Consider the following 25,852-nt stretch of genomic DNA (forward strand, 5'->3'; position numbering starts at 1 on the left):
CGATCGAACTAACGTCCCCAACAGATTAGCCGCTGCGTCTACACGTGGCCGTTCTGGCCGTTGAGCAGGTTCGCCACCCGGATCATGCCGAGATGCGAGTACGCCTGCGGGTGGTTGCCCAGGCCTCGCTCGGCGATCGGGTCCCACTGCTCGGGCAGCAGGCCGGTCGGTCCGGCGCACGCGAGGATCTGCTCGAACAGCTCCTCGGCGTCGGTGCGGCGTCCGACCTGCATGTAAGCCTCGGCCATCCAGGCCGCGCACAGGATGAACCCGCCTTCGGTGCCCGGGAGTCCGTCGTCGCGGTGGTACCGGTAGACGGTCGGGCCGCTGCGCAGCCCGGCCTCGATCTTGAGGACGGTCTTGAGGTAGCGGGGGTCGTCGGGCGCCAGCAGCCCCGACAGGCCGACCCACAGCGAGGCGGCGTCGAGGTCCTCGTGCCCGTAGGCGGCGGTGTAGGCGCCGATCTCGTCGTTCCAGCCCAGCTCGAGGACGTTCTTGGCGATCGAGTCGCGCAGCTCCGGCCAGGTGGGGCCGTACTCCATGCCGAAGTGGTCGGCGACCTTGAGCGCCCGGTCGACGGTCACCCAGCACATGACCTTGGAGTACACGTGGTGCCGCGGCGCCTGGCGTGCCTCCCAGATGCCGTGGTCGGGTTCGTGCCACCGCTTCTCGACCGCCTCGACCATGGAGGTCATCACGGACTGCTCGAAGTCGGTCAGGTGGCCGCGTCGCTGCGCGACCGCTTCGATGAGCATGGCGACCGGGCCGAACACGTCGAGCTGCACCTGGCTGGAGGCGGCGTTGTTGATGCGCACCGGCCTGGAGCCGGCGTATCCGGGGAGGGTGTCGATGATCGCCTCGGGGGAGGGCGCGATCCCTTCGATGTCGTACAGGGGGGCGAGCCGCTCGGGGTGTCCGGCGGTGCGCTGGATGATGCCGGCGACGTACTCGAAGTACGACTCGGCTTCTTGGAGGGAGCCGAGGTCGACCAGGGCGTGCGCGGTCATGGCCGCGTCGCGGATCCAGCAGAAGCGGTAGTCCCAGTTGCGGACCCCGCCGAGCTCTTCCGGCAGTGAGGTGGTGCCGGCGGCCAGGATCGCGCCGGTCGGCTGGTAGCACAGCGCCCGAAGAGTGAGCGCCGAGCGCGAGACGGCTTCAGGTTCGATGGTGGGGAGTTTGAGGGAGTCGGACCAGTTCCGCCATCCGGCCTCGGTGGTGCGGCGGCGGACGTTGACCGGGGGCTTCCATTCCGAGAGGTCCTCCACGCCCGCGCGCAGCTCGAGGATCAGCGATCCGCCGATCTTGGCCAGGTCGACCGTGGTGCGGGCCAGGCAGTGCTGGCCGTCGTCGTCGATCTGCCATTCGACGCCGGGGGAGCGCAGGCTGATCGGCTCGTTGGCGCCGAGGACCTTGAGTCCGTCGTCGTCGATCGGCTGGAGCTGCACGGGCAGCTGCCCGAACTCCGGGCGCGGGGCGAAGGTGATCTCGACCGGGACCTCACCGGATATCTCTCGCACCAGGACGGTGGCGTTGCGGTCGCCGCGCCGCCGGGGGGTCGAGTCCATCCAGTCGGTCACCGTCAGGCCCGCCCAGCGGGTCTCGACGGTCATGGTTCCGGACACGTATCGCTGGCCCAGCGGGATGCCGGCGTTGACCGGCTGGACGGTGAAGTGGCCGGCGTGCTCGCCGCCGAGCAGGTCGGCGAAGATCGACCCGGAGTCGGGTCGCGGGTGGCACATCCACGTCAGCCGGGCGTCCGGGGTCAGCAGCGCGTGGTTCGCGCCGTCGGCCAGCATCGTGTGCCGCTCGATGAGCTGGGCCGACTCGCCTTGGAGCCAGCTGCGTCGGATGTCGACCAGGCGCGCCAGGAGTTTGGCGACGTCCTCGGGGTCGCCGATGCGGTAGTGCGCGCGAGTCGGGCCGCCGCCGACCCGCACGCCGACGTCCGGACCGTGGAGGTGTGCGAACGCATTCTCGTCGGTCACGTCGTCGCCGAGGAAGAGGACGGCGGAAGCCCCCAGCTGGTGGCGCAGCTTGTCGAGCGCGTCGCCCTTGTGGGTGGCCACCACCGACAGGTCGATGACGGACTTGCCCTCCGTGGTCTGCACTCCATCCCAAGTAGACGGTCCTTCGCGGACCTCGCGGGCGGCCTCACTCGCGTCGGACTCCTCGGCCTCCCGCGTGTGCAGGGCCGCGCCGGCCGGCTTCGGCTCCACCCGGGCGCCGTCGTAACGCTCGGCGATGGCGGTCATCTCGGCCACGAGCTTGTCGCGCCGCCGCTGATCCTCGCTGGAGAGCGCCCGGGTGAAGCCGACGTCGAACTCAGAACCGTGCGAACCGACCAGATGGATCTCAGAGGGCAATCGAGACAGTGCCGCGAGGTCGCGCAGCGCGCGACCCGAAATGACCGCGACCTTCGTCTGCGGCAGATTCGCGAGCGTGCGCAGAGCCGATACCGACTCGGGAATCGGTTTGGCCTGCGAGGGGTCGGTCACGATTGGGGCGAGCGTGCCGTCGTAGTCGCACGCCACGAGCAGCTGCGGAACTCGGGCGAGTCGGGTGAGGGCCGAGCGGAGCTCGTCGGAGGAACTCAATCCTCCGGTACCGAGTCCCTCTGGGCTGGGTGCGGTCATCAGGCGTATCTCCAACACCGGTCAGTTGCGAAATCAGGCATGTGCCTATGAGCCTTCCGCCGTATGAGCGGCGGGTGAGCTGCCCGGATTGTACGCCGCGCTGCGCTCCGGAACTCCTAGCGCCGTGAGGAAGCTGCGAGCCCAGCGGTTGACGTCGTGCTTTCGCAGATAGCGCCTCATCGCGCGCATCTTTTTCATCTTATCGTCCGGCGAGGAGCCCGCCGCTGTCACAAATCCGTCTTTCAGACCGGTGAGATCGTGCGGGTTGACGAGGAACGCCTGCCTCAGATCGCCTGCGGCACCGGCGAATTCGCTCAGCACGAGCGCGCCGTTGTTGTCGATCTGGCTGGCCACGTACTCCTTCGCGACCAAATTCATACCGTCGCGCAGCGGCGTCACCGCCATGACGTCGGCGGCCTGATACAAGGCCGCGAGCTCGTATCTATCGAACGATTGGTGGAGGTAGTGGACGGCCGGAAGGCCCACCTGGCCGAATTCGCCGTTGATGCGACCTACTTCACGTTCGACTCGCTCACGCAGCACCTTGTACTGCTCGACCCGCTCGCGGCTCGGGGTGGCGACCTGCACCATCACCGTCTTCGGCACCTCGAAGCGGCCGTCCTCGAGCAGCTCGCGGAACGCCTTGAGCCGCTGCTCGATGCCCTTGGTGTAGTCCAGCCGGTCCACGCCCAGGATGATCGTGTCCGGTTCGCCCAGTTCGGCGCGGATCTCCTTGGCGCGCGTGCGCGCGCGGTCGGTGTTGGCGATCTGCTCGTTGTAGGCCGTGTCGATGGAGATCGGGAACGCGTCGGCCCGGACCAGGCGATCGTCGACGGTGACGTAGTGGCCTCGCGGCCGGTAGCCGAGCAGGTGGCGGGTGAGCGAGAGGAAGTTCTGGGCCGCCAGAGGCCGCTGGAAGCCGACGAGGTCGGCGCCGAGGAGGCCCTTGAGGATCTCCATGCGGTGCGGCAGCTGCATGAACAGCTCCACCGGCGGGAACGGGATGTGCAGGAAGAAGCCGATGCGCAGGTCCGGGCGCCGCTCGCGGAGCATCGCCGGGACCAGCTGCAGCTGGTAGTCCTGGATCCACACGACCGCGCCGGGCGCCGCCTCGGCCGCGCACACTTCGGCGAATCGCAGGTTGACCTCGTAATACGACTTCCACCACGACCGGCGGAAGACCCGCGGCTCGACCGCGTCGTGGTACAGCGGCCACAGCGAGGCGTTCGAGAACCCCTCGTAGTAGCGCTTGACCTCGTCGGCGCTGAGCTCGACGGGCAGCAGGTTGATGCCGTCGGCCTCGAAGGGCTCGGGAGCGGCGCCGGTCCGGCCGGCCCATCCGATCCACGTGCCCTTGTTGGCCTGGAGTACTGGTTCGAGGGCGGTGACGAGGCCGCCAGGGGATCGGCGCCAGGTTGTGTTTCCCTCGTCGTCGACGACGGCGTCGACGGGGAGGCGGTTGGCTACGACAATGAAGGATGCGTTGCTCAATTTGTAGTCCCTCCTTGACACCAGCCTAGCGGTGCCCGCTTCCTGAGATGCCGTCGTGACGCAGTACGGTCTCGGCCGAGCCCGAATGGCGGAAACCCGGCGGACTTGACATCATTGGTCTGATCGACTCCGAGTGACGCGAAGGATCAGTGTGGCGCAGTTCATCTTCTCCATGGAAAAGGCGCGTAAGGCGCATGGCGACAAGGTCGTGCTCGACGATGTGACCTTGTACTTCCTGCCCGGCGCCAAGATCGGCATGGTCGGCCCCAACGGCGCCGGCAAGTCGAGCCTGCTGAGGATCATGGCCGGCGTCGACCAGGTCTCCAACGGCGAGACGCGGCTGGCCGCGGACGCGACCGTCGGCATGCTCGCCCAGGAGCCGCCGCTGAACGAGTCCAAGACCGTGATGGAGAACGTCCAGGAGGCCGTAGCGCCGCTCCAGGCCAAGCTCGACCGGTTCAACGAGGTCGCCGCCCTGATGGCCACGGACTACTCCGACGACTTGATGGAGGAGATGGGCCGCCTCCAGGAGGAGCTCGACGCCGCCAACGCCTGGGAGCTCGACTCGCGCCTCGAGCAGGCCATGGACGCGCTCCGCTGCCCGCCCGGCGACTGGCCGGTCACCACGCTCTCCGGCGGTGAGCGCCGCCGCGTCGCGCTGTGCAAGCTCCTGCTCGAGCAGCCCGACCTGCTCCTGCTCGACGAGCCCACCAACCACCTCGACGCCGAGTCGGTGCTGTGGCTCGAGCGACACCTGGCCGAGTACCCCGGCGCCGTCGTCGCCATCACCCACGACCGGTACTTCCTCGACAACGTCGCCGAGTGGATCCTGGAGCTCGACCGCGGCCGCACCTACCCCTACGAGGGCAACTACTCCACCTACCTGGAGAAGAAGGCCGAGCGCATGAAGGTGGAGGGCCGGAAGGACTCCAAGCTCCAGAAGCGCCTCAAGGACGAGCTCGAGTGGGTCCGGTCCAACGCCAAGGGACGCCAGACCAAGTCCAAGGCCCGCCTGGGCCGCTACGAGGAGATGGCCGCCGAAGCCGAGAAGACCCGCAAACTCGACTTCGAGGAGATCCAGATCCCGCCGGGCCCGCGCCTGGGCTCGACCGTCATCGAGGTCAAGGACCTCCACAAGGGCTTCGACGGCGTGAAACTCATCAACGGCCTGGACTTCAGTCTGCCGCGCAACGGCATCACCGGCATCATCGGCCCGAACGGCGTCGGCAAGACCACCCTGTTCAAGACCATCGTCGGCCTCGAGAAGCCCGACTCCGGCGAAGTCAAGATCGGCGGCACGGTCCAGCTGTCGTACGTCGACCAGAACCGCGCCGGTCTCGCCGGCGACAAGTCGGTCTGGGAAGTCGTCTCCGACGGTCTCGACTACCTCATGGTCGGCAAAGTCGAGATGCCCTCCCGCGCCTACATCGCCGCCTTCGGCTTCAAGGGCCCCGACCAGCAGAAACCCACCAAGGTCCTCTCCGGCGGCGAGCGAAACCGGCTGAACCTCGCGCTCACCCTCAAGCAGGGCGGCAACGTGCTCCTGCTCGACGAGCCCACCAACGACCTCGACGTCGAGACGCTCTCCAGCCTCGAGAACGCCCTGCTGGAGTTCCCCGGCTGCGCCGTGGTCATCAGCCACGACCGGGCCTTCCTCGACCACGTCGCCACCCACATCCTCGCCTGGGAGGGCGAGGACGAGAACGGCGACCCGAAGTGGTTCTGGTTCGAGGGCAACTTCGACTCCTACGAGAAGAACAAGATCGAGCGGCTCGGCCCCGACGCGGTCAAGCCCCACCGGGTCACGCACCGCAAGCTCACGAGGGACTGACATGGGCCGCTTCATCGCCGAGCCGGCGCTGCGCTGGTCGGACATGGACGCCTTCGGCCACGTGAACAACAACCAGTACATGGTCCTGCTCGAAGAGGCCCGTGTCGCGATGATGTTCACCGTCGCCGAGCAGGCCGGCGTGCCCGGCTTCCGGCAGGGCGTCGTCGTGGCGCGCCACGAGGTCGACTACATCCTGCCGGTGACCGTCCCGGCCGACGTCCGCGTCGAGGTCTGGGTCGAGAAGGTCGGGAACGCCTCGTTCACGTTCGCCTACGAGGTCTTCGCCGACGGCAAGTTGTGCGCTCGGGCCAGGTCGGTGCTGGTGCCGTACGACACCGCCGAGGGCCGCCCGCGCCGGATCACCGAGGACGAACGGGCCTTTCTGCGGCGATGGCAGGACTAGGCCGCGACGACGCCGCGTTCGCCGCGCGCGTCGCCCGACTCGACCCGAGCGCCCTGATCCGGGTCCACGAAGGCAGGCTCTGGGCCGTGCTGCCCATCGGGGTGCTGGCCGTCCGCGAACGCACCGGGGACGTCGCCGAGGCCGTCTACCGGGCCGGTGACATGGCCGCAGGGAGCCTCGACCCCCGTCCGGAGGCCGACTGGCGCGGCAGGCTCCCACGAGGCCGCTGGGAGGCCATCGAGACCGTCCCCGCCGTCGAGATCGCCGCCCTGGACCGTCAGGCCGCCGAGGCTCTGCGCGAACGCCGCGGCAAAGGCGTCGGCGACCGGAGGCTGCGCGACGTCCTGCTCGACCATGTGGCCCTCCGCGTAGAGTTCGAGGACCGGGACTACCCGGTGCAGTTCCGCCTCGTGGTCGCCCTCATGCGGATGGGCTTCGTCGGCGAGGATCCCGTTCGCGTTCTGCGTTTCGGGCGCCGTGTCGGCCTCGCGGCCACCTATGGGGCCGTATGGGAACGCGAGCGAGGACTGCCGCTGCTCTGACACGTCGACCGACATTTGACGGCAATCCGACAAGCTCCGGTATTTCCGGCTTTCTGCTCGCTTCGGCGTATGAGACGTGCGACAGTCAGCTCCTCGGCATCCCGTACATGTGGTCGAGGGCTCATACTTTCAGACAGGAATGCTTGACGGTTGTGCAATGTCGGTGCGAAGTTCTAGGCTGCTCAGCGCATTGGGACGTAACTTGGGACTGCGCGAACCCCCGCATATGCGGTGAAGTTCAGTCAAGCAGGAAAGCCAACGTTAAACCCATGTACTGCCGGTGATTCGCATTTTGGGTGGGAAGGCGGACGACGATATGGCGTGGTGGCGCAGCAGCAGGAAGCGCGATGCGAAGGACGAGGCGGTCGCCCGGCCGGCGGCCGAGGGCGACAGCGAGCTCGGAGGAGCCGCCGAACGCGCCCAGGCGCGAGGCAGCCAGCCGAACGCGGTCCCGACGCCGCGCTCCGAGTCGCGCGACGCGCTCGAGCTCGCGATGACCGAGGCCGAATATCCGCACACCGCTCCCGAGCCGCTCGCCTACGGGCCCGGCAGGGAGCAGATCTCCGAGGTCGAGCGCTGGCACCTGATCAAGCGCGACCTCGAGGAGATCGATCCCGAGTTCGTCACGGACCTCGAGGAGATCGCGCAGGCGGCCAAGGACGACCCCGAGCCGCTCGACGCCGACCGGATCATCGCCGCCCTCAAGAACCTCGACATCCGCTACCTGGTGGACGAGCACGGCGGCATCGTGGCCCTCTGGGAACGGCACATAGTCCAGGTCCGTGCCGAAGGGCCCGACTCGGACATTCTGGTGCTCCGCGCCCGCGCGTACCAGACCGTGCCCCGCGAGTGGGCCGAGCGCGGCTACGCGGCCATGAACGAGTGGAACCGCACCCGCAGGTTCCTCAAGGCCTACCTCGGCGAGCCGACCGACTCGGGCTCCCTGCCGGTGTTCGGCGAGATCCAGGTGCCGGTTCGCCCTGGCATCACCAAGGCGCTGCTCGAAGAGCTGATCGATTGCGGCACCGCGATCTCGGGCACCTTCGTGGAGTGGCTCGAAGGCGAGCTGCTGTAGCATTCGTTCCTCAGTGGCCGGACACCACCGGCCACAAGTGAGGCCGACCGTTCGGCCGGCCGCAATCGGACCGCGCGGAGTCTCGCTCGCCGGTATCATCTGGGGGCCCAATTGAACCAGATGAACCCCGGAGCCAGGAATGACTTCCATCCCCCCGGAAGACCAGCAGCCCGATCAGAACCCCGTCCCGCCGATCCCGGTACAGCCCACCGGCGCTCCGGAACCGCCGCCGCGGCCGGCCGTCGACGCCGAGACCGCCTCCCCGGAGCCACAGGAGGCCCCGCAGGCCGCCGCTCCCCGGCCCGAGGTCCCGCAGGAGGCCTCTCCGCAGGCTCCCGCGCCCGCTCAGGCACAAGCGCCCGGCGCCGCCATGACGCCGCCGGCTCCCATGGAGACCGTCTCAGTCCCGCCGCAGCAGCCGATGCCGCCGTCGGCGCCTCACACTCAGCAGTTCGCTCCAGCCCCGCCGATGGCGCCGATGCCGGTCCGAAAGCCCGGCAAGGGCGCCGTCATCACGCTGTCGATCCTCGCCGGCGTCCTGGGTCTGACCGCGGTGGTGCTCGGCATGCTGTTCGCGCAGAAGTCCAGCGAAGCCGACGAGCAGGCCGAGCTCATCGAGGAGCTCGAGGCCTCGGAGGCGGAGCTCGAAGAGCACAACGCCGGACTCAGCAGCAGCCTGGAGGACCTCCAGGCGGTCTCGGAGGAGTTCGACGAATGCAAGGCGGCCTTCGAAGAGTGGCTCGATCACGAGTACGAGGGCGAGATCGACTACAACTCCGAGAACCTCGAGGACCTGTTCACCGACGAGTACATCGAGTGGCAGCTGGACGACAACGAGCTCTACGAGCAGACCGAACGGCAGTGCACCAACTGACCGCCCCCGTCATGCGGGACGCATGCTTCACGCGTTCCGCATGACGAACCGATGCTTCATCCGCATACTGCGCTCATGCTTCATGCGTTCCGCATGAAGTCCGCCGCCCGCTCCATGTACTCCCACATGACCGTGTCGTACTCGGCGGGCAGAGCGACGGCGTCCATGGCCGTTCGCATGCAGTCGAGCCAGGCGTCGCGTTCGCGCTCGCCGATGACGAACGGGGCATGGCGCATCCGCAGGCGCGGATGGCCGCGCTCCTCGGAGTAGGTGTGCGGACCGCCCCAGTACTGCTCCAGGAACAGCTGGAGGCGGCGGGCCGCCGGAGCGAGGTCCTCTTCGGGGTAGAGCGGGCGGAGAATCTCGTCGTCGGCGACCTGCTCGTAGAATGCCTGGGTCAGCCGCTGGAACGTCTCGGCGCCGCCCACCGCCTCATAGAAGGACTGGGTGGGCGCGGGCTGGCCGGTCGGAGTGAGCGACACGACGCTGCGCGGGCTGTTGGAGGTCGACATACCTCCATCGTGCCAACCGGAGCATCCCATTGGAAGCCGATCCGCAACGCGTCACACCGACTGCGCCGCAGATCACCTTTGCGTCGAACTCACTGGGTCTGCCCGACCGAGCTGCGCGGCACGTAGACCCGGCTCGACCGCATGTCGTCGGCGATGCCGCTGTCACGCAGTTTGTCGCTGATCCTCCGACGCAGTTCCCTGCCGGCCGCCCACTGCTGATCGCTGACGGTCCGCAGGCCGGTCCTGATGGTGAGCTCGTCGATCGTCATCGTGGCGACGCCGAGGTACTCCGGCTCGCTCAGGACGTGCTCGCGCCATTCCTCGTCCTCGGCGAACGCCCGGACGGCCTCCATGATCTCCTCGGCCGCACGGTCCACGTCGACCGTCGGCGGCAGCGGGGTGTCCAGCACGACGTAAGCCCAGCTCTGGCTCGAGTTCCCGACCCTCATGATCTGGCCGTTGCGCACGTACCACAGCGTCCCGTCGAGCGCCCTGAGCGTGGTCACCCGCAGGCCCATGTCGACGATCGTCCCCGACGCCTCGCCGACGTCGACGAAGTCGCCCACGCCGTACTGGTCCTCGAGGAGGATGAAGATCCCGGCCAGGTAGTCCTGCACCAGCGCCTGGGCGCCGAAACCGATCGCGATGCCCGCGATACCGGCGCTGGCGAGGATCGGCGCGAGGTCGATGTCGAACGTGCCGAGGATCAGCATGAAGGCGATCGTCATGACGGCGACGCCGTTGATGTGCTGCAGAACACTGGTCAGCGTCTCGGCGCGGGCCTTGCTGCGGTCGCCCACGATCTCCTCGCGGCGGCTCCTGCCCGAGCCCAGCAGCCCGTTCAACTCGGCGATCGACTGGGGTCGCTTGGCGTTGGTGACCTCCTTGATGACCCGCGCGATGAAGCGGTTGACCAGCCAGCGGACGACCAAGGCCACCAGGAGGATGAGCAGGATCTTGAAGATCCGGTCCAGGAACGCGCCGCCGTCGACGGCGAAGTCGGTGCTGTCGGTCACATTCCACAGCAGTGAACAGGCGTTGAACCCCGTTTCGCACGGGGACTCTCCGGTAGCGGCAAGCAGTTCCACGTTCTTCCTTCGGCGCTCGGGTGCCGGCTGTCCACCGCGCTGCCGACAACACCGTTAAGGCCGCCGGAGCCGGTCGTCAATTGCCGTTCGACCAGACGATATTCACCCCTCGCCGAAGATCCCATGCAACCGGGGTGCAATTTCTTGAGATTTAGGTCAAACTTGACGAGACCGATGGCTTGGAGGTTTGACACCGTGATAGGTCCTCGACATAGGAGCACGCTGGACAGCGATGACCCTTCCCCAAGTGCGCATGCCAATCTCTTCACCCACCCCGCCGCCCTGGGCTCCGCCCTCGTCCTGAACCAGAGCTACGAGCCGCTGTGCGTGGTGCCGGTGAAGCGGGCCGCCGTACTACTGCTGACCCGCAAGGCCGAGACCGTCACCGTCGGTGACGGTTTTCTTCGCAGTGAGACGATGAACATCCCCGTCCCGGCGGTCGTCCGCCTCAACCGGTACGTCGCCATCCCGCGCCAGGTCGGCACGAGCCCGTCCCGTCGCGGCGTGTTCGTCCGCGACGACTGGCGCTGCGTGTACTGCGGCTCCTCGGCCGAGACGATCGACCACGTCGTCCCGCGCTCCCGAGGCGGGACCCACACGTGGGACAACGTCGTGGCGGCCTGCGCCCCCTGCAACCACCGCAAGAGCGACCGCACGCTCAGCGAGCTCGGCTGGCGGCTGCCTCGCGCCCCCAGGCCCCCCTCGGGATGGCAGCTGCGCGGCTTCCGCGGCCAGCGACGCCCGGATCCCGCCTGGGAGGCCTGGCTGCCCAAACGCCACCACCACGAGCGCGAACGAGCGCGAGTGCGCTGACCCTCTCCACAAGACATCGGAGGAGCCCGCCGACCTGCGCCGGAGAAGCGCGATCGGCGGGCTCCGGTCGTTCCTGGCAGATCCCGGCCCGCCGCACGACGCCGCCGTGCGCGAGTGCGACCGGGCGCACCCGGTTGCCACCTGTGGGAACGCCAGAGGCGTAATTCGATTAGTCTGTGGGCCGAGGTCACCCTGCACTGAACTAGGGGAGCAACATGACGGTCTTCCAGGAGCTGCTGATTCTGTTCGGCGCCCCTATCCTGGTTGTGGTCGCGGTCTTCACCGTGATCTTCCTGCGGCACCCGCGGCCGCAGTCGCGCTACCGCCCCGGCCAGCCCTACGACTTCAAACCGGTCTGGTTCGTGGCCCGCGACGGCGCGGTCGACGCCAACGGTCGGACCGAGACGGTCGCGGAGATCGAATCCGGCGCCGGATCGTCCTTGAGCAGCGGCGACGAGGAGCTCGTCGGCGGACCGAAGGGAGGCGCACATGGCCAGTGGTAACGAGGTGGCTCGCCACGCTCTGACCGAGCGGAGCCCCGAGGAGATCCGGCCCGACGTGCTCGACGGCCCGTTCGACGTCAAGGAACTGCTGCACATCGACGAGGCCCTCACCGCGGCCGAGAGCGAAGGCGGCGGCCTGCACTACAGCGTCTACGTCGGTCCGCTCCACGATCCCGTGCGCGGAGCCGCCGAGGCCCTCCACAACCGCCTCAAAGAGCCCGACAAATCAGTCCTCATCGCGGTGTCGCCCGAGCAGCGCCAAATGGAGATCGTGACCGGCAAGCTCGCCCAGGAGAAGATCCCGGACCGCTCCGCGGCCCTGGCGGCCTTCTCGATGGAGGCCGCCTTCGGAGCCGGACAGCTGTCCGGCGGCATCATCACCGGCCTGCGGATGCTGGCCGAGACGGCGCAGAACGCCTAGACACTCCGCCAGAACACTTCGGCGCCGGCCGGGTCCCAGCGACCCGGTCGGCGCTTCGCCGTATCCGTCACTGCGTCTCGGCGCTCGGAAACTGCCGCTTCAGCAGCCCGTCGGCGTCGGTCAGCTCCAGTTTGCCGACGAACTCGACCCACGACAGCGAGTCGGCCACGGTCTCCCGGATCGACAGCACCGTCGTTCCCGGGATGCGCAGTGTCAGCGTCGCCGGGCTCCCGAGGTGCCGCTGCTCCAGCACCGCCTCGGTCGGTTGCCCGCCCAGGCCCCGCGCCAGCTCGAACACCGCCGCCTCGTTCTCCTTGGCGACCGGCACCCAGTCCATGTCCCGACGCAGCAGCAGCGCCGCCCCCAGCTCTCTGCCGTCGACCTCGCCGGTGTACTGCAGCAGGATCCGGTCCGCGTCGCCTTTGGCGCCCACCAGGCGCCACGACTCGTCGGTGACGTCGACCAGCTGCCCGCCGAAACGCTCGACCGAGGCCCGGATCAGCTTGACCTGGCGACGCTCGGCCAAGGGTCGGCCTGCCAGGCGGAACACCGCCACCAGCACCCCGAGGACGACCACGCCGACCGCGGCGGCCGCCGCCTCGTGCAGGCCCACGACGATGCTCTCCATGATCGCGACCGGGACCAGGATCCCGGCGGCGAGCCCCAAGAGCGGCTTGAGCCAGAACGGACCGCTCCGGCCCGGCAGCCGCAGCGGCGCCATGAGGCCGACCGTCGCGGCCACCACCAGGGCGATGCCGACCAGCGTCGGCACGGGGGCGCCGGCCGATTCCAGCCACGAGATCGCCCACCACGACAGGAACACCGACCCGATCGCGACGGACGGGATGAGCAGCAGGACCGCGAACAGCAGCTGCTGCGGTTGCGGTCGGGTCCGCGAGGCCATCACGGGACCGAGCAGCAGCAGCGGCAGGACGATCCCGAACAGCGCCACCAACGTGGCGCTCACGACGGTCACCGGCAAGAGAGCAGACAAGACCGCTTTCTCCTTCTGGGGTCAGGGGTTGATCGACCTGAGCCTATCAACGGCCTGAACAGCGCTCGTGGCTCCGGGACGGGCGTCCCGAAGCCACGAGCAGCGATGTCGTCCGGTCACGCGGACCGCTTGTCGAGCTCCCGGCCCTTCAGCGCCCGCTCCAGGTCGGCCCGGCCCTCGGCCACGCCGCGCTCGACCTGAGCCGGACGCTCCTCGGCGAGCCAGCGGTCGATCACTTCGAGCGTCTCGGGCTCGATCAGGTTCGACGGGAACGCCAGCTTGGAGAACTCCACGGCCTGCTGCGCGCCGAGCTTCTCCCACAGCACCGGGACCGCCTCCAGGTACGGCTCCAGATACGGGCGCACCAGGTCCGCCTGGTCGAGCGGAGCGAAGCCCATCATCGACGAGCGGCGGATGTAGTTCTCGGTGCTGGGGTCGACGATCCGCTCCCAGGCCCGCTCCTTGGCCGCCTCGGTCGGCACCGCCGCGCGGGCGATGAACGACAGGCGCTTGCCGTCGGCGGTGTCGTCGCGGTCGAGTTCGCGGTCGATCGCCTCCTCGCCGGCCGCGCCCACGGCGACCAGGCCGGTCAGCAGCGACCAGCGCAGGTCCGCGTCGACCGCCAGACCCTCCGGCACGTCGCGGCCGTCGAGCCAGCCTTGGACGCGCGCCAGGTCGGCCTCCGAACGCGAAGCCGAGGCGTACGCCTTGGCCCACGACCGCTGCGGGTCGCTTCCGGGCTCGGCGGCCTCCATCGCGGCCTTCGCCGACTGCGCCCACTGCTCGCGCAGCTCGGCCCGCGCGGCCGGATCGGCGTACGCCAGCGAAGCGGCGACCTGCCGCTGCGCGACGGTCACGATATTGATGTCGGTCTCCGAGGTCAGGCTGGCGGCGCCGAGCGCGACGAACCGCCGCGCCGGCAGTTCGGCGTCGCGCAGCATGTCCCAGGCCGCCGACCAGATCAGCGCGCGCGGCAGCGAGTCGTCCAGCGCCGAGGTGTGCTCGATCGCGGTCGCCAGCGACCGCTCGTCGAGGCGCAGCTTCGCGTAAGTCAGGTCGTCGTCGTTGAGCAGCAGCAGGTCCGGCTGGCGGACTCCCGCGAGCGCCTCGACCTCGGTCGACTCGCCGGCCACGTCGACCTCGACGCGGTCGCGCCGCACCAGGCGGTCGCCCTCGAGGTCGTACAGGCCGATCGCGATCCGGTGAGTGCGGGTCGTCGGGTGCTCGGCCGAGACCTCCTGCAGCACCGCCGCGCGGCGGTAGTTCCCGTCGCCGTCGACCTCGATCTCGGGCCGCAGCGTCGAGACGCCGGCGGTGCGAAGCCACGTGTCGGCGAAGTCCTCCAGCGGCTTGCCGCAGGCCGACTCCAGTTCGCTGAGCAGGTCGGAGAAGACCGCGTTGCCCCACTTGTGCTTCTCGAAGTAGGCGCGCAGGCCCCGCAGGAACGGGTCGATGCCGACGTAGGCGACCAGCTGCTTGAGGATCGAGGCGCCCTTGGCGTAGGTGATGCCGTCGAAGTTCGCCTGCACCGACTCGGTGTCGGGCATGTCGGCGTAGACCGGGTGCGTGGTCGGCTGCTGGTCCTGGCCGTAGCCCCAGTTCTTGCGGGCCGACAGGAACGTCGTCCAGGCGCCGTTGAACCGGGTGGCCTCGACGTTGGCCCAGTGGCTGGCCCACTCGGCGAAGGACTCGTTGAGCCACAGGTCGTCCCACCACCGCATGGTGACCAGGTCGCCGAACCACATGTGCGCCATCTCGTGGAGGATCACGTTGGCGCGCTGCTCCAGCTCGAAGTCGGTGACCTGGCTGCGGAACAGGAACGAGGCCTCGGCGATGGTGATGCAGCCGAAGTTCTCCATGGCGCCGAAGTTGTACTCGGGCGCGAAGATCTGGTCGTACTTCGGCAGCGGGTACCGCACCCCGAACTTGGAGTGGAAGTGGTCGAAGCCCTGCCGGGTGATCTCGAAGACGCCCTCGGGGTCCAGGTGCTCCTTCATCGACTGGCGGCAGTACAGGCCCAGGTCGATCCCGTCATGGGTCTCGTGGACCCCGTGGTACGGGCCGGCGCAGATCGCGGTGACGTACGGGCTCATGCGCGGCGAGGTCGCGAACAGCGTCGTCTTCGCCCCAGCCTCGGACGCCACGGTCTCACTGGCCGCCGGCATGTTCGAGATGACCTTCCAGTGCTCGGGCGTGCGCACCGCGAACGTGAACGCCGCTTTGAGGTCCGGCTGGTCGAAGCAGGCGTACACGCGCTGGGCGTCGGCCACCTCGAACTGCGAGTACAGGTAGGTCTCCTTGTCGACCGGGTCGGTCATGCGGTGCAGGCCCTGCCCGTCGGTCGAGTACGCGCACACCGCGTCGACCACCAGCGTGTTCTCGGCTTCCAGGCCCGCGATCCTGAGGCCGGCCTTGGGGTCGAAGCCCGTGAGGTCGACCGGTTCGCCGTTGAGCCGGGCGTCCTCGACGCGCTCGGCGGCGATCTCGATGAAGGTCTCCGCGCCCGGTTCGGCGCAGTCGAACTTCACCGAAGTACGGGAGGTGAAGGTGTCGCCTTCGGTGTGGCCGGTGAGGTCGAGCTCCACGGTGTAGGAGTCGACGGTGAGCAGCTCGGCGCGCCGCCGTGCCTCGTCTCGCGTGAGAATGTGCGTTGCCGCCACAATGCCTCCAGTCTCATTGGTCGATGGTCAAGAGTGTGTCATATCCCGGGAGTTCACTCGGCGGCTGCGGCCTGGGCATTTCGCATGATTACGCTGTCGTCGTGAGTGCAGCACACCCGATAGAACAGGCCTGGTTGTCCACGGGGCAGACCGGCGCGAAGAACTACGACGAGTTCCCCGACGAGACTGAGATCACGCGGATCATCGAAGCGAATCCCGCGAGCGCACTGGGCGTCGAGATGCCCGCGCACACGCCCGAGGCGGTGAAGGCCGGGCTCGGCTTCGAAGCGGCCCTCCCGGCCGCCGCCGAGCGGCTCGCCGCCCTCAAGGAGGCCGGACGCTTCGCCTCCTTCGGCGACGTCGCCGTGGCCTACCGCATCAGCGGGGGAGAGGAACCGACCGCCTACGGCGTGTTCTGCATGGTGGACACCGCCGAGATCTCCTCGGCCGCCGACGAACCCGGCAGGGTCATCCGCAATGAGGACGTCTTCATCGAGAAGGTCCGGCAGCGCAACGAGCTCAACCAGCGGCTGCGGCACCTGCTCAGCCCGGTGCTGCTCCTGCAGTCCACCCGCGGCGAGGAGCTGCACGCGGCCATCGCCGGGGCCATCGAGTCCGCCGGCGACCCGGTCGCCTCCGACCGCGACGAGGCCGGCCGGAACCACGAGATCTGGGCCATCGGCGGCGAAGCGGGGTCAGCGCTGGCGGCGCTGGCCGGAGACGGCGACCTCATCGTCGCCGACGGCAACCACCGCTCGCTGGCCGCGCAGGTCGGCGAGCTCGACCGGTTCCTGGCGGTCGTGACCACGCCGCAGTCGGTGACGATCCGGCCGTACCACCGGCTGGTCGCCGGCCTGCCGGGCTCGGCTTCGCAACTGGTGGAGCAGATCGGCCAGATCGGCGCGACGGTCACCGAGGTCGACGGTCCGCCCGAGACTCCGGCCGAAGGCGGCACCGTCGTCGTCTACGGCTCGGGACGCACCTGGGAGGTCGCCTTCGGAGACGTCGAAGGCTCCGTGGTCGACAAGCTCGACCACACGCGGGTGGAGCAGGAGGTCTTCGGCGGCCTGCTCGGCTGGGACGCCGGCGACAAGCGCATCACCTACGTCGGCGGCGACTACCCGGCCTCGTGGCTGGCCGACCAGGTCGACTCCGGCAAGGCCGACGCGGCGATCCTCATCGCGCCGGTCACCGTCGAGGACTTCATCGACGTGAACCTCCAGCGGCTGAAGATGCCGCGCAAGTCCACCTGGTTCGTGCCGAAGGCGCGCGCCGGTCTGACCATCGCAGAACTGCCGAAGGGATAAGGTAAGCGGTCGTGCGCATCTATCTCGGTTCGGACCACGCCGGTCTCGAACTCAAAGACCACCTGGTGAAGCATCTGAGCGGCAGCGGTCACGACGTGGTCGACGTGGGACCGTTCGCCTTCGACGCCGAAGACGACTACCCGCCGTACTGCTTCCACACCGCCGCCAGGGTCGTCGGCGACCCCGGCAGCCTCGGGATCGTGGTCGGCGGCTCCGGCAACGGCGAGCAGATCGCCGCCAACAAGGTCCCCGGCTGCCGTTCGGCGCTGGCCTGGAGCCTCGAGACCGCCCGGCTCGCGCGTCAGCACAACGACGCGAACGTGCTGGCGATCGGCGGCCGGATGCACGGCCTCGAGGAGGCCACGTCCTTCGCCGAGGCGTTCATCGCCGAGCCGTTCTCGCGGGCCGAACGGCACCAGCGGCGGATCGACCAGCTCGCCGACTACGAGCGGAGCCGCGAACTGCCCGATCTGCCGCGGTAGCCGGCGGGACCGTCGGTGAAGGCGCCGGTCAGCGTGTCCGAGCCTTCGCCGACGGTGAACGGCGCGGGAATTCGACTCGGCGAATCTGGAGTTATTGGACACGTGTTGCTAGCGTCGATACATGTCTACAGGCCTTCGCGTATTTCTTCGCATTCTGCAGCTGCTCAGCCTCGCCGCAGCGCTGCTGTTCACGGTGTTCTCCTTCCTGATGACCTATGCCGACTTCGGCGGAACCGCCTATGAAGAGCAGTTCGTCGGCACCTGGATCATCGGGTTCGGCGTGCTCAGCGTCGCGCTGTCGCCGACGCTGTGGTCGCAGCCGGGCGGCGGTCCGGCCGCTGCGGCGCCTTCGTCCACCGGCAGCTACGACCGGGTCGCCGAGCAGCCCTCCGCCGCTCCGCAGCCGCCCCGCCAAGCGGGCGTCGGCTTCGATCCGATGAGCGGCAACCAGGCCCCGGCGCCGCCTGCCAGCTCCTACGGTCAGCAGTCCGGCGGCTTCGGCGGTGCGCCGCCGCAGGCCGGCGGCATGGCACCGGCCTCTCCGCCGCAAGGCGAGACCCCTTGGGGCAACCGCTGAGGCACGGACTCGTCAAGAGACGGTTCCGGATCGATAACCGACCACCAGGGGAGCTGCGGGGCCTACGCCACCAAGTCTCTTGCGCTGCAACGCCGTCGGCGATCCGGTTGCTCGATGAGACCGTGAGAACAGGCCCGCATGCGCGGACCCCGTCCGGTGGGGACCAGGCGTTAGGCTTGTCCGACACCCGTCCACTCGTGAAGGAACCGCGCCTGATGACGAACGCCACCGTTGACCTCGTCTGCGGCCCCGCCGACCCGCTTCCGGGCGCCGAGCAGAGCTACCGGCTCACCGGGATGCTGGGTTCCGGCGGACAGGCCGACGTGTTCCAGGCCGTGCGCGTCTCGGCGGGCATCTCCTCCACGCCGCTGACGGTGAAGGTCTTCCGGCTCAATCCCGACGAGCCGCGCGAGCAGCAGTACCGCTCCTGGGACAAGGGCGACGCGGTCCTGATGGACCTCCACAGCCGCAACGTCGGGTCGATCTGCCGCCGCATCGACGCCTTCTACGGGCGCATGCCGCACCACCCCGGCCAGGAGCCGACCGGCGAGCCGGTCCCGTACCAGGTCCTCGAGTACCTGCCCGGCCACGACCTGCGCAGACTCCTGGCTCAGCGCATCGCCCGCGTCGACGCCGCGCGCACCCTGCAGGCGGTCGTCAACGTCATGCTCGCGATGCACCGCCCGCCGCACGGGGCGCACCCGGTCCTGCACATGGACCTCAAGCCCGCCAACGTCATCATCGGCCCGGACGGCTCGGCCAAGGTCATCGACTTCACCGGCGCGCGCTACCACACCCCGGCCCACTTGACGACGATCGCCTACACCCGCGAGACCGCCGGGCCGGAGGCCCACGATGGACGCGTCGGCCCCGCCTACGACGTCCACGGCTTCGGCTCCATCGCGTTCTTCCTGGTCACCGGGGCCAGTGCCCGCACCGATTCGCCCGGCCACACCAACTCGGTGCCCTGGGCCCGGCTGCGCCGGCATCCGGTCCTGGAGTCGAATCAGCGCCTGCGGGAGCTCCTGACCGCTCCGCTCGACGACAACCCGGAGAACCGGCCCCGGACCGACGAGCTCTCCCGGTGGATCACCGAGCTGGCCACGGTGGTGAGCCGCTCGAACGTGCCGGATCTCGGCGTCGACTGGGACCAGGGGAACGATCGCGGCGACGCGGCCGCCGCCACTCGCGTGCTCGGCGGCCCGATCTCCTCACCGCCCGACTCGCGGCCTCCGCTGCTGGTGGCCGGTGCCGAACCCCCCGGAACGAAGGTCATGGAATCGGGCCATGTGCAGCCGGACCGGACCGCCGTCTCGCCTCCGGAGCGGCCGATCGCCGGTCGTGTCCGGGTGCCGGATCAGAACGAGTTCCAGGCCGGGCGCGCGGGCGACCTCCCTCGCCTGCGTCTGGCCGGTGAGCCGCCCGAAGACGACCGCCGCGCCGATCGCGAGCCGGACGAGCCCCAGGCGCCGCTGCTCGGCCCGCCCGGAAGCATGTCCAAAGGCTTCGAGTTGTCGGTGATCGGCGGTCTGTTCTCGCTGATCATGTGGCTGCTCTGGACCGTCCAAGAAGGCATGGAGCGGCTGCAGTCACAGGTCGTCGGCTACGTGATGGTCTTGGCGGTCGCGGTCGGCCTGTTCTTCCTCATCCGCGTCGCCGGAGGCCTGTTCTGGGGCCGCATGCTCGGCGCCAAGCGGCGAACCGCGCGGCTCGCTCATCTGATGACCGGTGTGTTCCTCTTCCTGGTCGGCATCAGCTACCTCCAGCATCTGAAGTGGGACTGGCTCGATTTCGAGTTCGCGCCGTTCGAGTGGTTCACCGGCCTTTTCGGATAGGATGCTCAACGCGGGCATACGACTCTTACCTGAGTAATGTTCGCAATACGGATGCATTGCGGCGCTCACAAATCGCCGCTCCGGTAATGACGGAGTTGTCACGAGCAATCTCCGAAAAAGTCTTCACCCGGAGGCAACCTCCCGGGGACTTGATCGCGTCTGTGTGAGGAGAACCGAAGCCCGAAAAAACCACCGGAAAGGCATTGTCATGACCGCATTGGCAAGCGTCGGTGCCGCCGCCCTCACCCGCGAACAGCGCGAAGCGTTCGACCGCGACGGCTACCTGATGATCCGCGGAGCCCTTGACGCCGACGAAACAGCCTACTACTCGGCCGCGCTCGACCGCGTCTACGAGCAGGAACGGGCGGCGGGCCGGCTCAGTCCCGAAGGCTCGATGCACAAACTCAGTGCCGTCACCTCCGTGCCCGAGACCGCCGCGCTGCTGAACCACCCGAACACCTTCCACTACGTATGGTCGATGATCGGATGGAACTTCCACGTCTACCACTCGCATGTAGACGTCCACCCGCCCATTGAAGGCGAGCGGCCCTTCCGTTTCGAATGGCACCAGGACGGCGGCCGACAGAATCGCGAGATCGAGACCGACCCGCGCCCGATGCTCTCGGTCAAGCTCGCCTACTTCTTCTCCGATCTCTCCGAGCCCGGACGCGGCAACACCAAGATCGTCCCCGGCTCCCACAAATGGAACCGCATCGACGGCCCGCCGCGCCGCGACATCGAGTGGCCCGACCCGCCCGGCGCCATCGAGGTCACCGGCGAGGCCGGCGACGTCCTGTTCTTCGACCGCCGCATCTGGCACGCCCGCTCCGACAACTACTCGGACCTGACCCGCCGGGTCGCCTTCTTCGGGTTCACGCCCCGATGGATCCGCGCCCGCGACGAGGTCGAGGACCTGCCGAACCGGCCCTGGTGGAACGACCTCGACCCGGTCCAGCAGCAGCTGCTCGGCGGCTTCGCGCCGACCGGCGACCACGGATGGGGCCACTACCCGCAGGAGACGCCGGTCTACGAATGGCTGGCCGAGCGTGACCTCCTCGACCCGGACTACCCGCCGCTGAAGCCGTGACCTCGCGTCGTGGCAGGCTGTGGCCATGACGAACGACACCGAGCTCGCTCGCGACATCTACCGTCGCTCCCACCTGACCGGTGAGTTCACTCTCCGGTCGGGCGTCGTGGCCCACGAGTACTTCGACAAGTACCTGTTCGAGTCCGACCCGGTCATGCTGCGGCGCATCGCCGAGGCGATGGCGCCGCACGTGCCCGCCCACGGTGTCGACGCGCTCGCCGGACTGGAGACCGGCGGCATCCCGCTGGCGGTCATGCTGTCGCAGGTGACCGGCGTTCCGGCGCTGTTCGTGCGCAAGCAGGCCAAGACCTACGGCACCTGCCGCCTAGCCGAGGGCGGCGACGTCGAGGGCAGGAGCCTGCTCATCATCGAGGACGTGGTCACCTCCGGCGGCGCGGTGCTCGACGCCGTGGCCGAACTGCGTCGCCGCGGCGCGACGGTCCAGCGGGCCGTCTGCGTGATCGACCGCGAAGCCGGCGGTCCCAAGAGCCTCGCCGACAACGACGTCGAACTGACGGCGCTGTTCACGATGACCGAACTCAAATCCGCCGGCGAGAACTGACGCGACGACGTCGGGCCGGGAGCTTTCGCTCCCGGCCCGACGTCGTTCTCACGCTCATCGCGCCCAGAGCCAGATCTCCGATCCCTTCGGTATCTCCTCGCCCGGATCCTTCGATTGCTTGAAGACCGCGCCGGTGAACCACAACTGAGCGACCTTGACCTCGAAGCCGAGCGCTTCGAGCTGGTCCCTGGCCTCGTCGACGTCCATGCCGACCACGTCCGGCACCTTGATCGGCTCGGGGCCGTCGCTGACCACGAGGTCCACCGCGTCGCCTTCGGCCGCCGCACCCCCCGGCCCCGGCATGTGCTCGATGACCGACCCCTCGGGGATCGTGTCGCTGTAGCGCTCGCTGATCTCGCCGACCTCGAGGCCCTCGCCCTCAAGCCGCTCCTCGGCGTCGTCCAGGCCCATGCCCACCAAGTCCGGCACGTCCAGCGGCGGCGGACCGTCGGAGACCAGCAGCGTCACCGCCGCCCCGGACTTGACCTCGCTCCCGGCCTCCGGCGACGTGGAGATCACCTCGTCCTCGCCGTACTCGGTGCTGTACTCGCGCTCCACCCGGATCTCGTCGGTGAACGCCGCCAACGCCTCGCGCGCCTCCTGCTCGCTCTTCCCGGCCAGCTCGGGGATCTCGTACCGCTCCGGGCCCAGTGACAGCGTCACCGTGATCGTGCCGCCGGTGCGGATGCGCTCGCCCACGCCCGGGTCCTGCTCCAGCACCGCGTCCTTCGCGACGGTCTCGCTGTGCTTCCCGTCGGTGAACTCGACGGTGAAGCCCCGCTCCTCGGCATAGGCGCTCACCGTCTCGCGGGTCTGGTCCAGCAGCGACGGAGCCGACGTGTAGCGCCCGATGCCGACCCACCAGCCCGCCAGCGCCACGGCCGCCAGCGTCGCCACGATCACGACGAGCGTGATGAGCGCCTTCCACGAGCGCCCGGTCCGATCGGGAGGGACGACCATCGTCGTCTGCACCGCCCGCGTCGGCCGCGGCACCTGGCCGGCCGCCATCACCGCGGGACGGGAGTCGACCGCCTGGAGCCTGCGCGCGAACGCCCCGGCGTCGACCGGCCGTGCCGAGGGCTCCCGGCTCGCGGCCGTCGTCACCAGCTGGGCCAGGCCCTCGGAGACGTCGGGCGCGATCCGGCGCGGCGAGGGCACGTCCTCGGTCAGGTGGCGCTGCGCGACCTCGCCCGGGTCGGGCCCGTCGAACGGCACTTCCCCGGTCAGCAGCTCGTACAGCAGGATGGCCGTCGAGTACACGTCGCTGGCCGGGCTCGCCTGCTTCCCGGCGACGAGCTCCGGCGCCACGTACGCCGCGGTCGCCAGGAGCGGGCCGCGGCGTCGGCGGTCGCCGTGGACGGCCTCGGCCAGGCCGAAGTCCACGACCTTGACGCGGTCGCCCTTACCGCCGTTCTTGAGCAGGATGTTCTCGGGCTTGATGTCGCGGTGGACCAGCCCGGCGTCGTGCGCGGCCTGGAGGCCTTCGAGGATCTGCCCGCACAGCTCCACCGCCTCCTCGATGCGCAGGCGCCGCCGCCGGTTGAGCAGGTCGCGCAGGGTCGTGCCCGGCACGTACTCCATCACCACGTACGGGAGTCCCTCATGGACTCCCTGGTCGAAGACCGCGACGACGTTCGGGTGCGAGAGCCTGGCGATGGTGCGCGCCTCGTCGGCGAACGCGGCCAGGTCGAATCCCGCCGCCTCGCCGGCCGTGATGATCTTGATCGCCACGGTCCTGTCGAGCCGGCCGTCGTGCGCCTCGTACACCGACGCCATGCCGCCGGCGGCGATCATCCGCTGGAGCCGGTAGCGCCCCTCGATGAGCGCACCGGTCAAGTCCCCGGTCGTCGTGGTCAACCCGCACCCCCTTCCGCACCCCCAGTCTAGGAGGTCGGAACGACTATAAGAGGACCTCGGCGCCGGGGAAGGCCGGTTTGTCCGGGGCCACAATGCCCAGTCGCCTGGTGGCGCGGGTCAACGCCACGTAGAGGTTCCGCAGGTTCGACTCGGCGATCGCGTCGGGGTCGACCACGATCACGCTGTCGAACTCGAGCCCCTTCGCCTGCTTGACCGTCAGCACCGACGCCGTATCGATCCAGGCCATCTCCGCGGCCAGCTCCGGCGTCGTCACGATCGCGACGGTGCCCTCCCCGACCGTCCGCGACTCCTCGGCCGCCAGTTCGGCCACCCGATGCGGCAGCCGGTCCTGTGCCACCTCGAGCCACGGCTCGTGCCCGGAGGCCCGCACCGACTCCGGCCGCGGGGCCCGAGGGTCGATCGCGTCCAGGACCCGCGCCGCGATCGCCATGATCTCGGCCGGCGTCCGATACGACACCGTCAGCTGCTCGGCCCGCCAGGAGAGGCCGGCGGCGTCGAACACCTCGCCCCAGCGCTTCGGCGCGGCGGCGTTCCCGGCCTGCGCCAAATCGCCGGCCACGGTGAACGACCGCGACACGCAGCGGCGCAGCAGCGCCCGCCACGCCATCGGCGACAGCTCCTGGGCCTCGTCGACGATCACGTGCCCGAAGATCCAGCGCCGGTCGGCGGCGGCCCGCTCGGCGACCGAGACGAACTCCCGGGCCACCTGCCGCTCACCCAGCGACGCCGCGTCGATCACGTCGGTGGCCTGCAGGATCTCCGACTCCTCGTCCTCGAAGTCGAACGACGCCGAACCGGCGGCGATCGACAGCACGTCCTCGGCGTAGGCGATCTGCTCGGCCGACAGGCCCCCGCCGGGCCGCGCCGCCTCCACTTCGCCGAGATGCTCGGCGGCCTCGTCCAGCAGCACCACGTCCGCCTCGCTCCAGCCGCCCGGCTCGCGCAGCAGCATCCGGCGCTCCTCCTTGCTCAGAGCGGCGGCGGCCGAAGCCAGCCGCTCGGGGGAGGAGAAGAGGTCTTCGAGCAGCTCAGTAGGCGTCAGCTCGGGCCACAGCCGCTCGATCTGCCCTCGGATCACCGGATCGGTGGCGATCTCGGCGGCGAGCGTCGCCCGGTCCTCGAGACCCAGCAGGTTCTCCCCGCCCAGCGGGTCCTCGCCGATGATGTCGGCGTACTGGTTCGCCAGGTCCGCGATGACGCGCTTGTGGAAGGTCTCGCGGGCCTCGTTGTGCGGCAGGCCGGTCTCGCGCGCCGCGTCGCGCGCGGCGGTGATCTTCTCGGGACGCAGCCACAGCGTGTGCCCCTCGTAGTCGACCGGCTGGGCCTCGCGGGGGACCGCCTGCCGGTCGGCCACGGCGCTGGCGAGCACGCCCGCCATGACCGCGCGGCCCTTGACCGCGGCGACGGCCTCGGACTCGGGCCGGTCGGCGACGATGCCGGGGAACAGTTGCGCGGGGGTGCGCAGCAGCACGTCGGTCTCGGCCAGGCCCGGAAGCACCTCGGAGATGTAGCGCAGGAACTGCTTGCCGGGCCCGATGATGAGCACGCCGCGGCGCTGGAGCTGCTCGCGGTGCTCATAGAGCAGGTAGGCCGCCCGGTGGAGCGCCACGGCGGTCTTGCCGGTGCCCGGCGCGCCCTCGACGATCATGATCCCTTCGAGCGGGGCGCGGATGATGCGGTCCTGCTCGGCCTGGATGGTCGCGACGATGTCGCGCATGCGGCCGGTGCGGGCGGCGTCGAGGGCGGCCATGAGCGCGCCTTCGGAGCCGATGGTGGAGCTGGAGCCGTCGGCGGCGTCCAGGTCCAGGACTTCGTCGTTGAACGAGGCCAGCCGCCGGCCCCGCGTGTGGAGGTGGCGGCGGCGGCGCACGCCGGCCGGGGACGCGGCCGTGGCGAGATAGAAGCGCCGCCCCGCCTCCGAGCGCCAGTCGACCAGCAGCTGCTCGCCTCCTTCGTCGTGGACGCCGATGCGGCCCAGGTACATGGGGCGGGCGTCGTCGATGTAGTCGAGGCGTCCGAAGCACAGGCCCTCTTCGACGGCGTCGAGCCTGGCGATGCGGCGGCGGTGGAAGTAGGTCTCGGCGTCGCGCTGTGACAGCTCGTGCTCGTTCTCCACGCGCCCGCGCCGGGCCCGGTCGAGTCGCTCGGCGGCCTCGTCGCGCAGCTGGTCGAGTCGCGCGTACAGGTCGTCGAGGCGCGTCTGCTCAGCGGCCAGGGCACGGGTGATGGCAGCGGACACGAGACTCCTCAGGTGGATTTCCGGCTGGTCGGTCGTGCGTACGAT

22 protein-coding genes are annotated in these 25,852 nt (G+C 69.3%); 14 read left to right on the forward strand and 8 right to left on the reverse strand.

The window, feature by feature from the left end; translation table 11 throughout:
- Positions 1 to 38: 38 nt before the first annotated feature.
- Together otsB and ACYVL2_RS05120 are read right to left on the reverse strand one after the other, a co-directional pair.
- Positions 39 to 2,633 carry a trehalose-phosphatase gene (gene otsB, locus ACYVL2_RS05115; protein ID WP_460540851.1) on the reverse strand — a complete coding sequence of 865 codons (2,595 nt, stop codon included), beginning with the start codon at positions 2,631 to 2,633 and terminating at the stop codon, positions 39 to 41.
- A gap of 45 nt (positions 2,634 to 2,678) precedes the next feature.
- Entirely contained in the window at positions 2,679 to 4,124 is a 1,446-nt protein-coding gene (locus ACYVL2_RS05120) for an alpha,alpha-trehalose-phosphate synthase (UDP-forming) (protein WP_460540853.1), read from the reverse strand.
- Between the two features lie 151 nt (positions 4,125 to 4,275).
- Between ACYVL2_RS05120 and ettA the strand changes: the two genes are divergently transcribed.
- From ettA to ACYVL2_RS05145, 5 genes are all read left to right on the forward strand, one after another.
- Positions 4,276 to 5,955: an ABC transporter ATP-binding protein gene (ettA, locus tag ACYVL2_RS05125; RefSeq protein ID WP_460540855.1), complete on the forward strand. Its 1,680-nt coding sequence runs from the start codon at positions 4,276 to 4,278 to the stop codon at positions 5,953 to 5,955.
- A gap of 1 nt (position 5,956) precedes the next feature.
- On the forward strand, positions 5,957 to 6,358 hold the full coding sequence (locus tag ACYVL2_RS05130) for an acyl-CoA thioesterase (RefSeq protein WP_460540857.1): 402 nt from the start codon (positions 5,957 to 5,959) through the stop codon (positions 6,356 to 6,358).
- On the forward strand, positions 6,346 to 6,900 hold the full coding sequence (locus tag ACYVL2_RS05135; protein WP_460540859.1) for a hypothetical protein: 555 nt from the start codon (positions 6,346 to 6,348) through the stop codon (positions 6,898 to 6,900). The genes ACYVL2_RS05130 and ACYVL2_RS05135 overlap by 13 nt, the downstream gene beginning before the upstream one ends.
- Positions 6,901 to 7,216: 316 nt before the next feature.
- A complete protein-coding gene (locus ACYVL2_RS05140) occupies positions 7,217 to 7,975 on the forward strand; it encodes a type III secretion system chaperone family protein (RefSeq protein WP_460540861.1) in 759 nt (252 codons plus the stop codon).
- Positions 7,976 to 8,114: 139 nt separating this feature from the next.
- On the forward strand, positions 8,115 to 8,849 hold the full coding sequence (locus ACYVL2_RS05145) for a hypothetical protein (protein ID WP_460540863.1): 735 nt from the start codon (positions 8,115 to 8,117) through the stop codon (positions 8,847 to 8,849).
- Between the two features lie 80 nt (positions 8,850 to 8,929).
- Here ACYVL2_RS05145 and ACYVL2_RS05150 read toward each other — a convergent pair whose 3' ends face one another.
- A complete protein-coding gene (locus tag ACYVL2_RS05150) occupies positions 8,930 to 9,361 on the reverse strand; it encodes a globin (RefSeq protein WP_460540865.1) in 432 nt (143 codons plus the stop codon).
- An 89-nt stretch (positions 9,362 to 9,450) separates the two neighbouring features.
- Positions 9,451 to 10,377 (reverse strand): mechanosensitive ion channel family protein, encoded by a 927-nt coding sequence (locus ACYVL2_RS05155; RefSeq protein WP_460540867.1) that lies wholly within the window; start codon positions 10,375 to 10,377, stop codon positions 9,451 to 9,453.
- Between the two features lie 354 nt (positions 10,378 to 10,731).
- On the opposite strand from ACYVL2_RS05155, the gene ACYVL2_RS05160 reads away from it, so the two are divergent.
- The 3 genes from ACYVL2_RS05160 to ACYVL2_RS05170 all read left to right on the forward strand — a co-directional run bounded on the left by ACYVL2_RS05160 (position 10,732) and on the right by ACYVL2_RS05170 (position 12,186).
- Complete coding sequence (locus tag ACYVL2_RS05160; protein WP_460541218.1) at positions 10,732 to 11,262, forward strand: HNH endonuclease; 531 nt, start codon at positions 10,732 to 10,734, stop codon at positions 11,260 to 11,262.
- A gap of 215 nt (positions 11,263 to 11,477) precedes the next feature.
- On the forward strand, positions 11,478 to 11,765 hold the full coding sequence (gene ctaJ / locus ACYVL2_RS05165) for an aa3-type cytochrome oxidase subunit CtaJ (protein WP_460540869.1): 288 nt from the start codon (positions 11,478 to 11,480) through the stop codon (positions 11,763 to 11,765).
- Positions 11,752 to 12,186, forward strand: coding sequence for a DUF5130 family protein (locus tag ACYVL2_RS05170; protein WP_460540871.1), 435 nt, complete (start codon positions 11,752 to 11,754; stop codon positions 12,184 to 12,186). Before ctaJ ends, ACYVL2_RS05170 begins: the two co-directional genes overlap by 14 nt.
- Positions 12,187 to 12,253: 67 nt before the next feature.
- On the opposite strand, the gene ACYVL2_RS05175 is transcribed toward ACYVL2_RS05170, so the two are convergent.
- Together ACYVL2_RS05175 and pepN are read right to left on the reverse strand one after the other, a co-directional pair.
- On the reverse strand, positions 12,254 to 13,180 hold the full coding sequence (locus tag ACYVL2_RS05175) for a hypothetical protein (protein WP_460540873.1): 927 nt from the start codon (positions 13,178 to 13,180) through the stop codon (positions 12,254 to 12,256).
- 116 nt (positions 13,181 to 13,296) lie between these two features.
- Complete coding sequence (gene pepN / locus ACYVL2_RS05180) at positions 13,297 to 15,840, reverse strand: M1 family aminopeptidase (protein WP_460540875.1); 2,544 nt, start codon at positions 15,838 to 15,840, stop codon at positions 13,297 to 13,299.
- A 101-nt stretch (positions 15,841 to 15,941) separates the two neighbouring features.
- On the opposite strand from pepN, the gene ACYVL2_RS05185 reads away from it, so the two are divergent.
- From ACYVL2_RS05185 to pyrE, 6 genes are all read left to right on the forward strand, one after another.
- Positions 15,942 to 17,147 (forward strand): DUF1015 family protein, encoded by a 1,206-nt coding sequence (locus tag ACYVL2_RS05185; RefSeq protein WP_460540877.1) that lies wholly within the window; start codon positions 15,942 to 15,944, stop codon positions 17,145 to 17,147.
- 11 nt (positions 17,148 to 17,158) lie between these two features.
- The gene (locus ACYVL2_RS05190; RefSeq protein ID WP_460540879.1) at positions 17,159 to 17,629 is read left to right on the forward strand and encodes an RpiB/LacA/LacB family sugar-phosphate isomerase; all 471 of its coding nucleotides are present in this window, start codon (positions 17,159 to 17,161) and stop codon (positions 17,627 to 17,629) included.
- Positions 17,630 to 17,750: 121 nt separating this feature from the next.
- Positions 17,751 to 18,206, forward strand: coding sequence for a hypothetical protein (locus ACYVL2_RS05195; protein WP_460540881.1), 456 nt, complete (start codon positions 17,751 to 17,753; stop codon positions 18,204 to 18,206).
- Positions 18,207 to 18,421: 215 nt separating this feature from the next.
- Positions 18,422 to 20,041: a serine/threonine protein kinase gene (locus tag ACYVL2_RS05200; RefSeq protein WP_460540883.1), complete on the forward strand. Its 1,620-nt coding sequence runs from the start codon at positions 18,422 to 18,424 to the stop codon at positions 20,039 to 20,041.
- A gap of 208 nt (positions 20,042 to 20,249) precedes the next feature.
- Complete coding sequence (locus ACYVL2_RS05205) at positions 20,250 to 21,128, forward strand: phytanoyl-CoA dioxygenase family protein (protein ID WP_460540885.1); 879 nt, start codon at positions 20,250 to 20,252, stop codon at positions 21,126 to 21,128.
- A gap of 25 nt (positions 21,129 to 21,153) precedes the next feature.
- The gene (gene pyrE, locus ACYVL2_RS05210) at positions 21,154 to 21,690 is read left to right on the forward strand and encodes an orotate phosphoribosyltransferase (protein WP_460540887.1); all 537 of its coding nucleotides are present in this window, start codon (positions 21,154 to 21,156) and stop codon (positions 21,688 to 21,690) included.
- 54 nt (positions 21,691 to 21,744) lie between these two features.
- Here the strand turns inward: pyrE and ACYVL2_RS05215 are convergent, their stop codons facing one another.
- Together ACYVL2_RS05215 and ACYVL2_RS05220 are read right to left on the reverse strand one after the other, a co-directional pair.
- The gene (locus ACYVL2_RS05215; RefSeq protein WP_460540889.1) at positions 21,745 to 23,547 is read right to left on the reverse strand and encodes a Stk1 family PASTA domain-containing Ser/Thr kinase; all 1,803 of its coding nucleotides are present in this window, start codon (positions 23,545 to 23,547) and stop codon (positions 21,745 to 21,747) included.
- A 43-nt stretch (positions 23,548 to 23,590) separates the two neighbouring features.
- Entirely contained in the window at positions 23,591 to 25,807 is a 2,217-nt protein-coding gene (locus ACYVL2_RS05220; protein WP_460540891.1) for a HelD family protein, read from the reverse strand.
- Between the last annotated feature and the right edge of the window lie 45 nt (positions 25,808 to 25,852).

The sequence above is a fragment of the Glycomyces halotolerans genome (genome assembly GCF_054779575.1).

What these genes read in the sequence shown, in the direction of transcription:
- ACYVL2_RS05135 (WP_460540859.1), top strand. Translation starts at nt 6,346, where the DNA reads ATGGCAGGACTAGGCCGCGACGACGCCGCGTTCGCCGCGCGCGTCGCC.
- ACYVL2_RS05205 (WP_460540885.1), top strand. Translation starts at nt 20,250, where the DNA reads ATGACCGCATTGGCAAGCGTCGGTGCCGCCGCCCTCACCCGCGAACAG.
- ACYVL2_RS05145 (WP_460540863.1), top strand. Translation starts at nt 8,115, where the DNA reads ATGACTTCCATCCCCCCGGAAGACCAGCAGCCCGATCAGAACCCCGTC.
- ACYVL2_RS05200 (WP_460540883.1), top strand. Translation starts at nt 18,422, where the DNA reads ATGACGAACGCCACCGTTGACCTCGTCTGCGGCCCCGCCGACCCGCTT.
- ACYVL2_RS05130 (WP_460540857.1), top strand. Translation starts at nt 5,957, where the DNA reads ATGGGCCGCTTCATCGCCGAGCCGGCGCTGCGCTGGTCGGACATGGAC.
- otsB (WP_460540851.1), bottom strand. Translation starts at nt 2,633, where the DNA reads ATGACCGCACCCAGCCCAGAGGGACTCGGTACCGGAGGATTGAGTTCC.
- ACYVL2_RS05195 (WP_460540881.1), top strand. Translation starts at nt 17,751, where the DNA reads ATGTCTACAGGCCTTCGCGTATTTCTTCGCATTCTGCAGCTGCTCAGC.
- ACYVL2_RS05170 (WP_460540871.1), top strand. Translation starts at nt 11,752, where the DNA reads ATGGCCAGTGGTAACGAGGTGGCTCGCCACGCTCTGACCGAGCGGAGC.
- pyrE (WP_460540887.1), top strand. Translation starts at nt 21,154, where the DNA reads ATGACGAACGACACCGAGCTCGCTCGCGACATCTACCGTCGCTCCCAC.
- ACYVL2_RS05140 (WP_460540861.1), top strand. Translation starts at nt 7,217, where the DNA reads ATGGCGTGGTGGCGCAGCAGCAGGAAGCGCGATGCGAAGGACGAGGCG.
- ACYVL2_RS05150 (WP_460540865.1), bottom strand. Translation starts at nt 9,361, where the DNA reads ATGTCGACCTCCAACAGCCCGCGCAGCGTCGTGTCGCTCACTCCGACC.
- ctaJ (WP_460540869.1), top strand. Translation starts at nt 11,478, where the DNA reads ATGACGGTCTTCCAGGAGCTGCTGATTCTGTTCGGCGCCCCTATCCTG.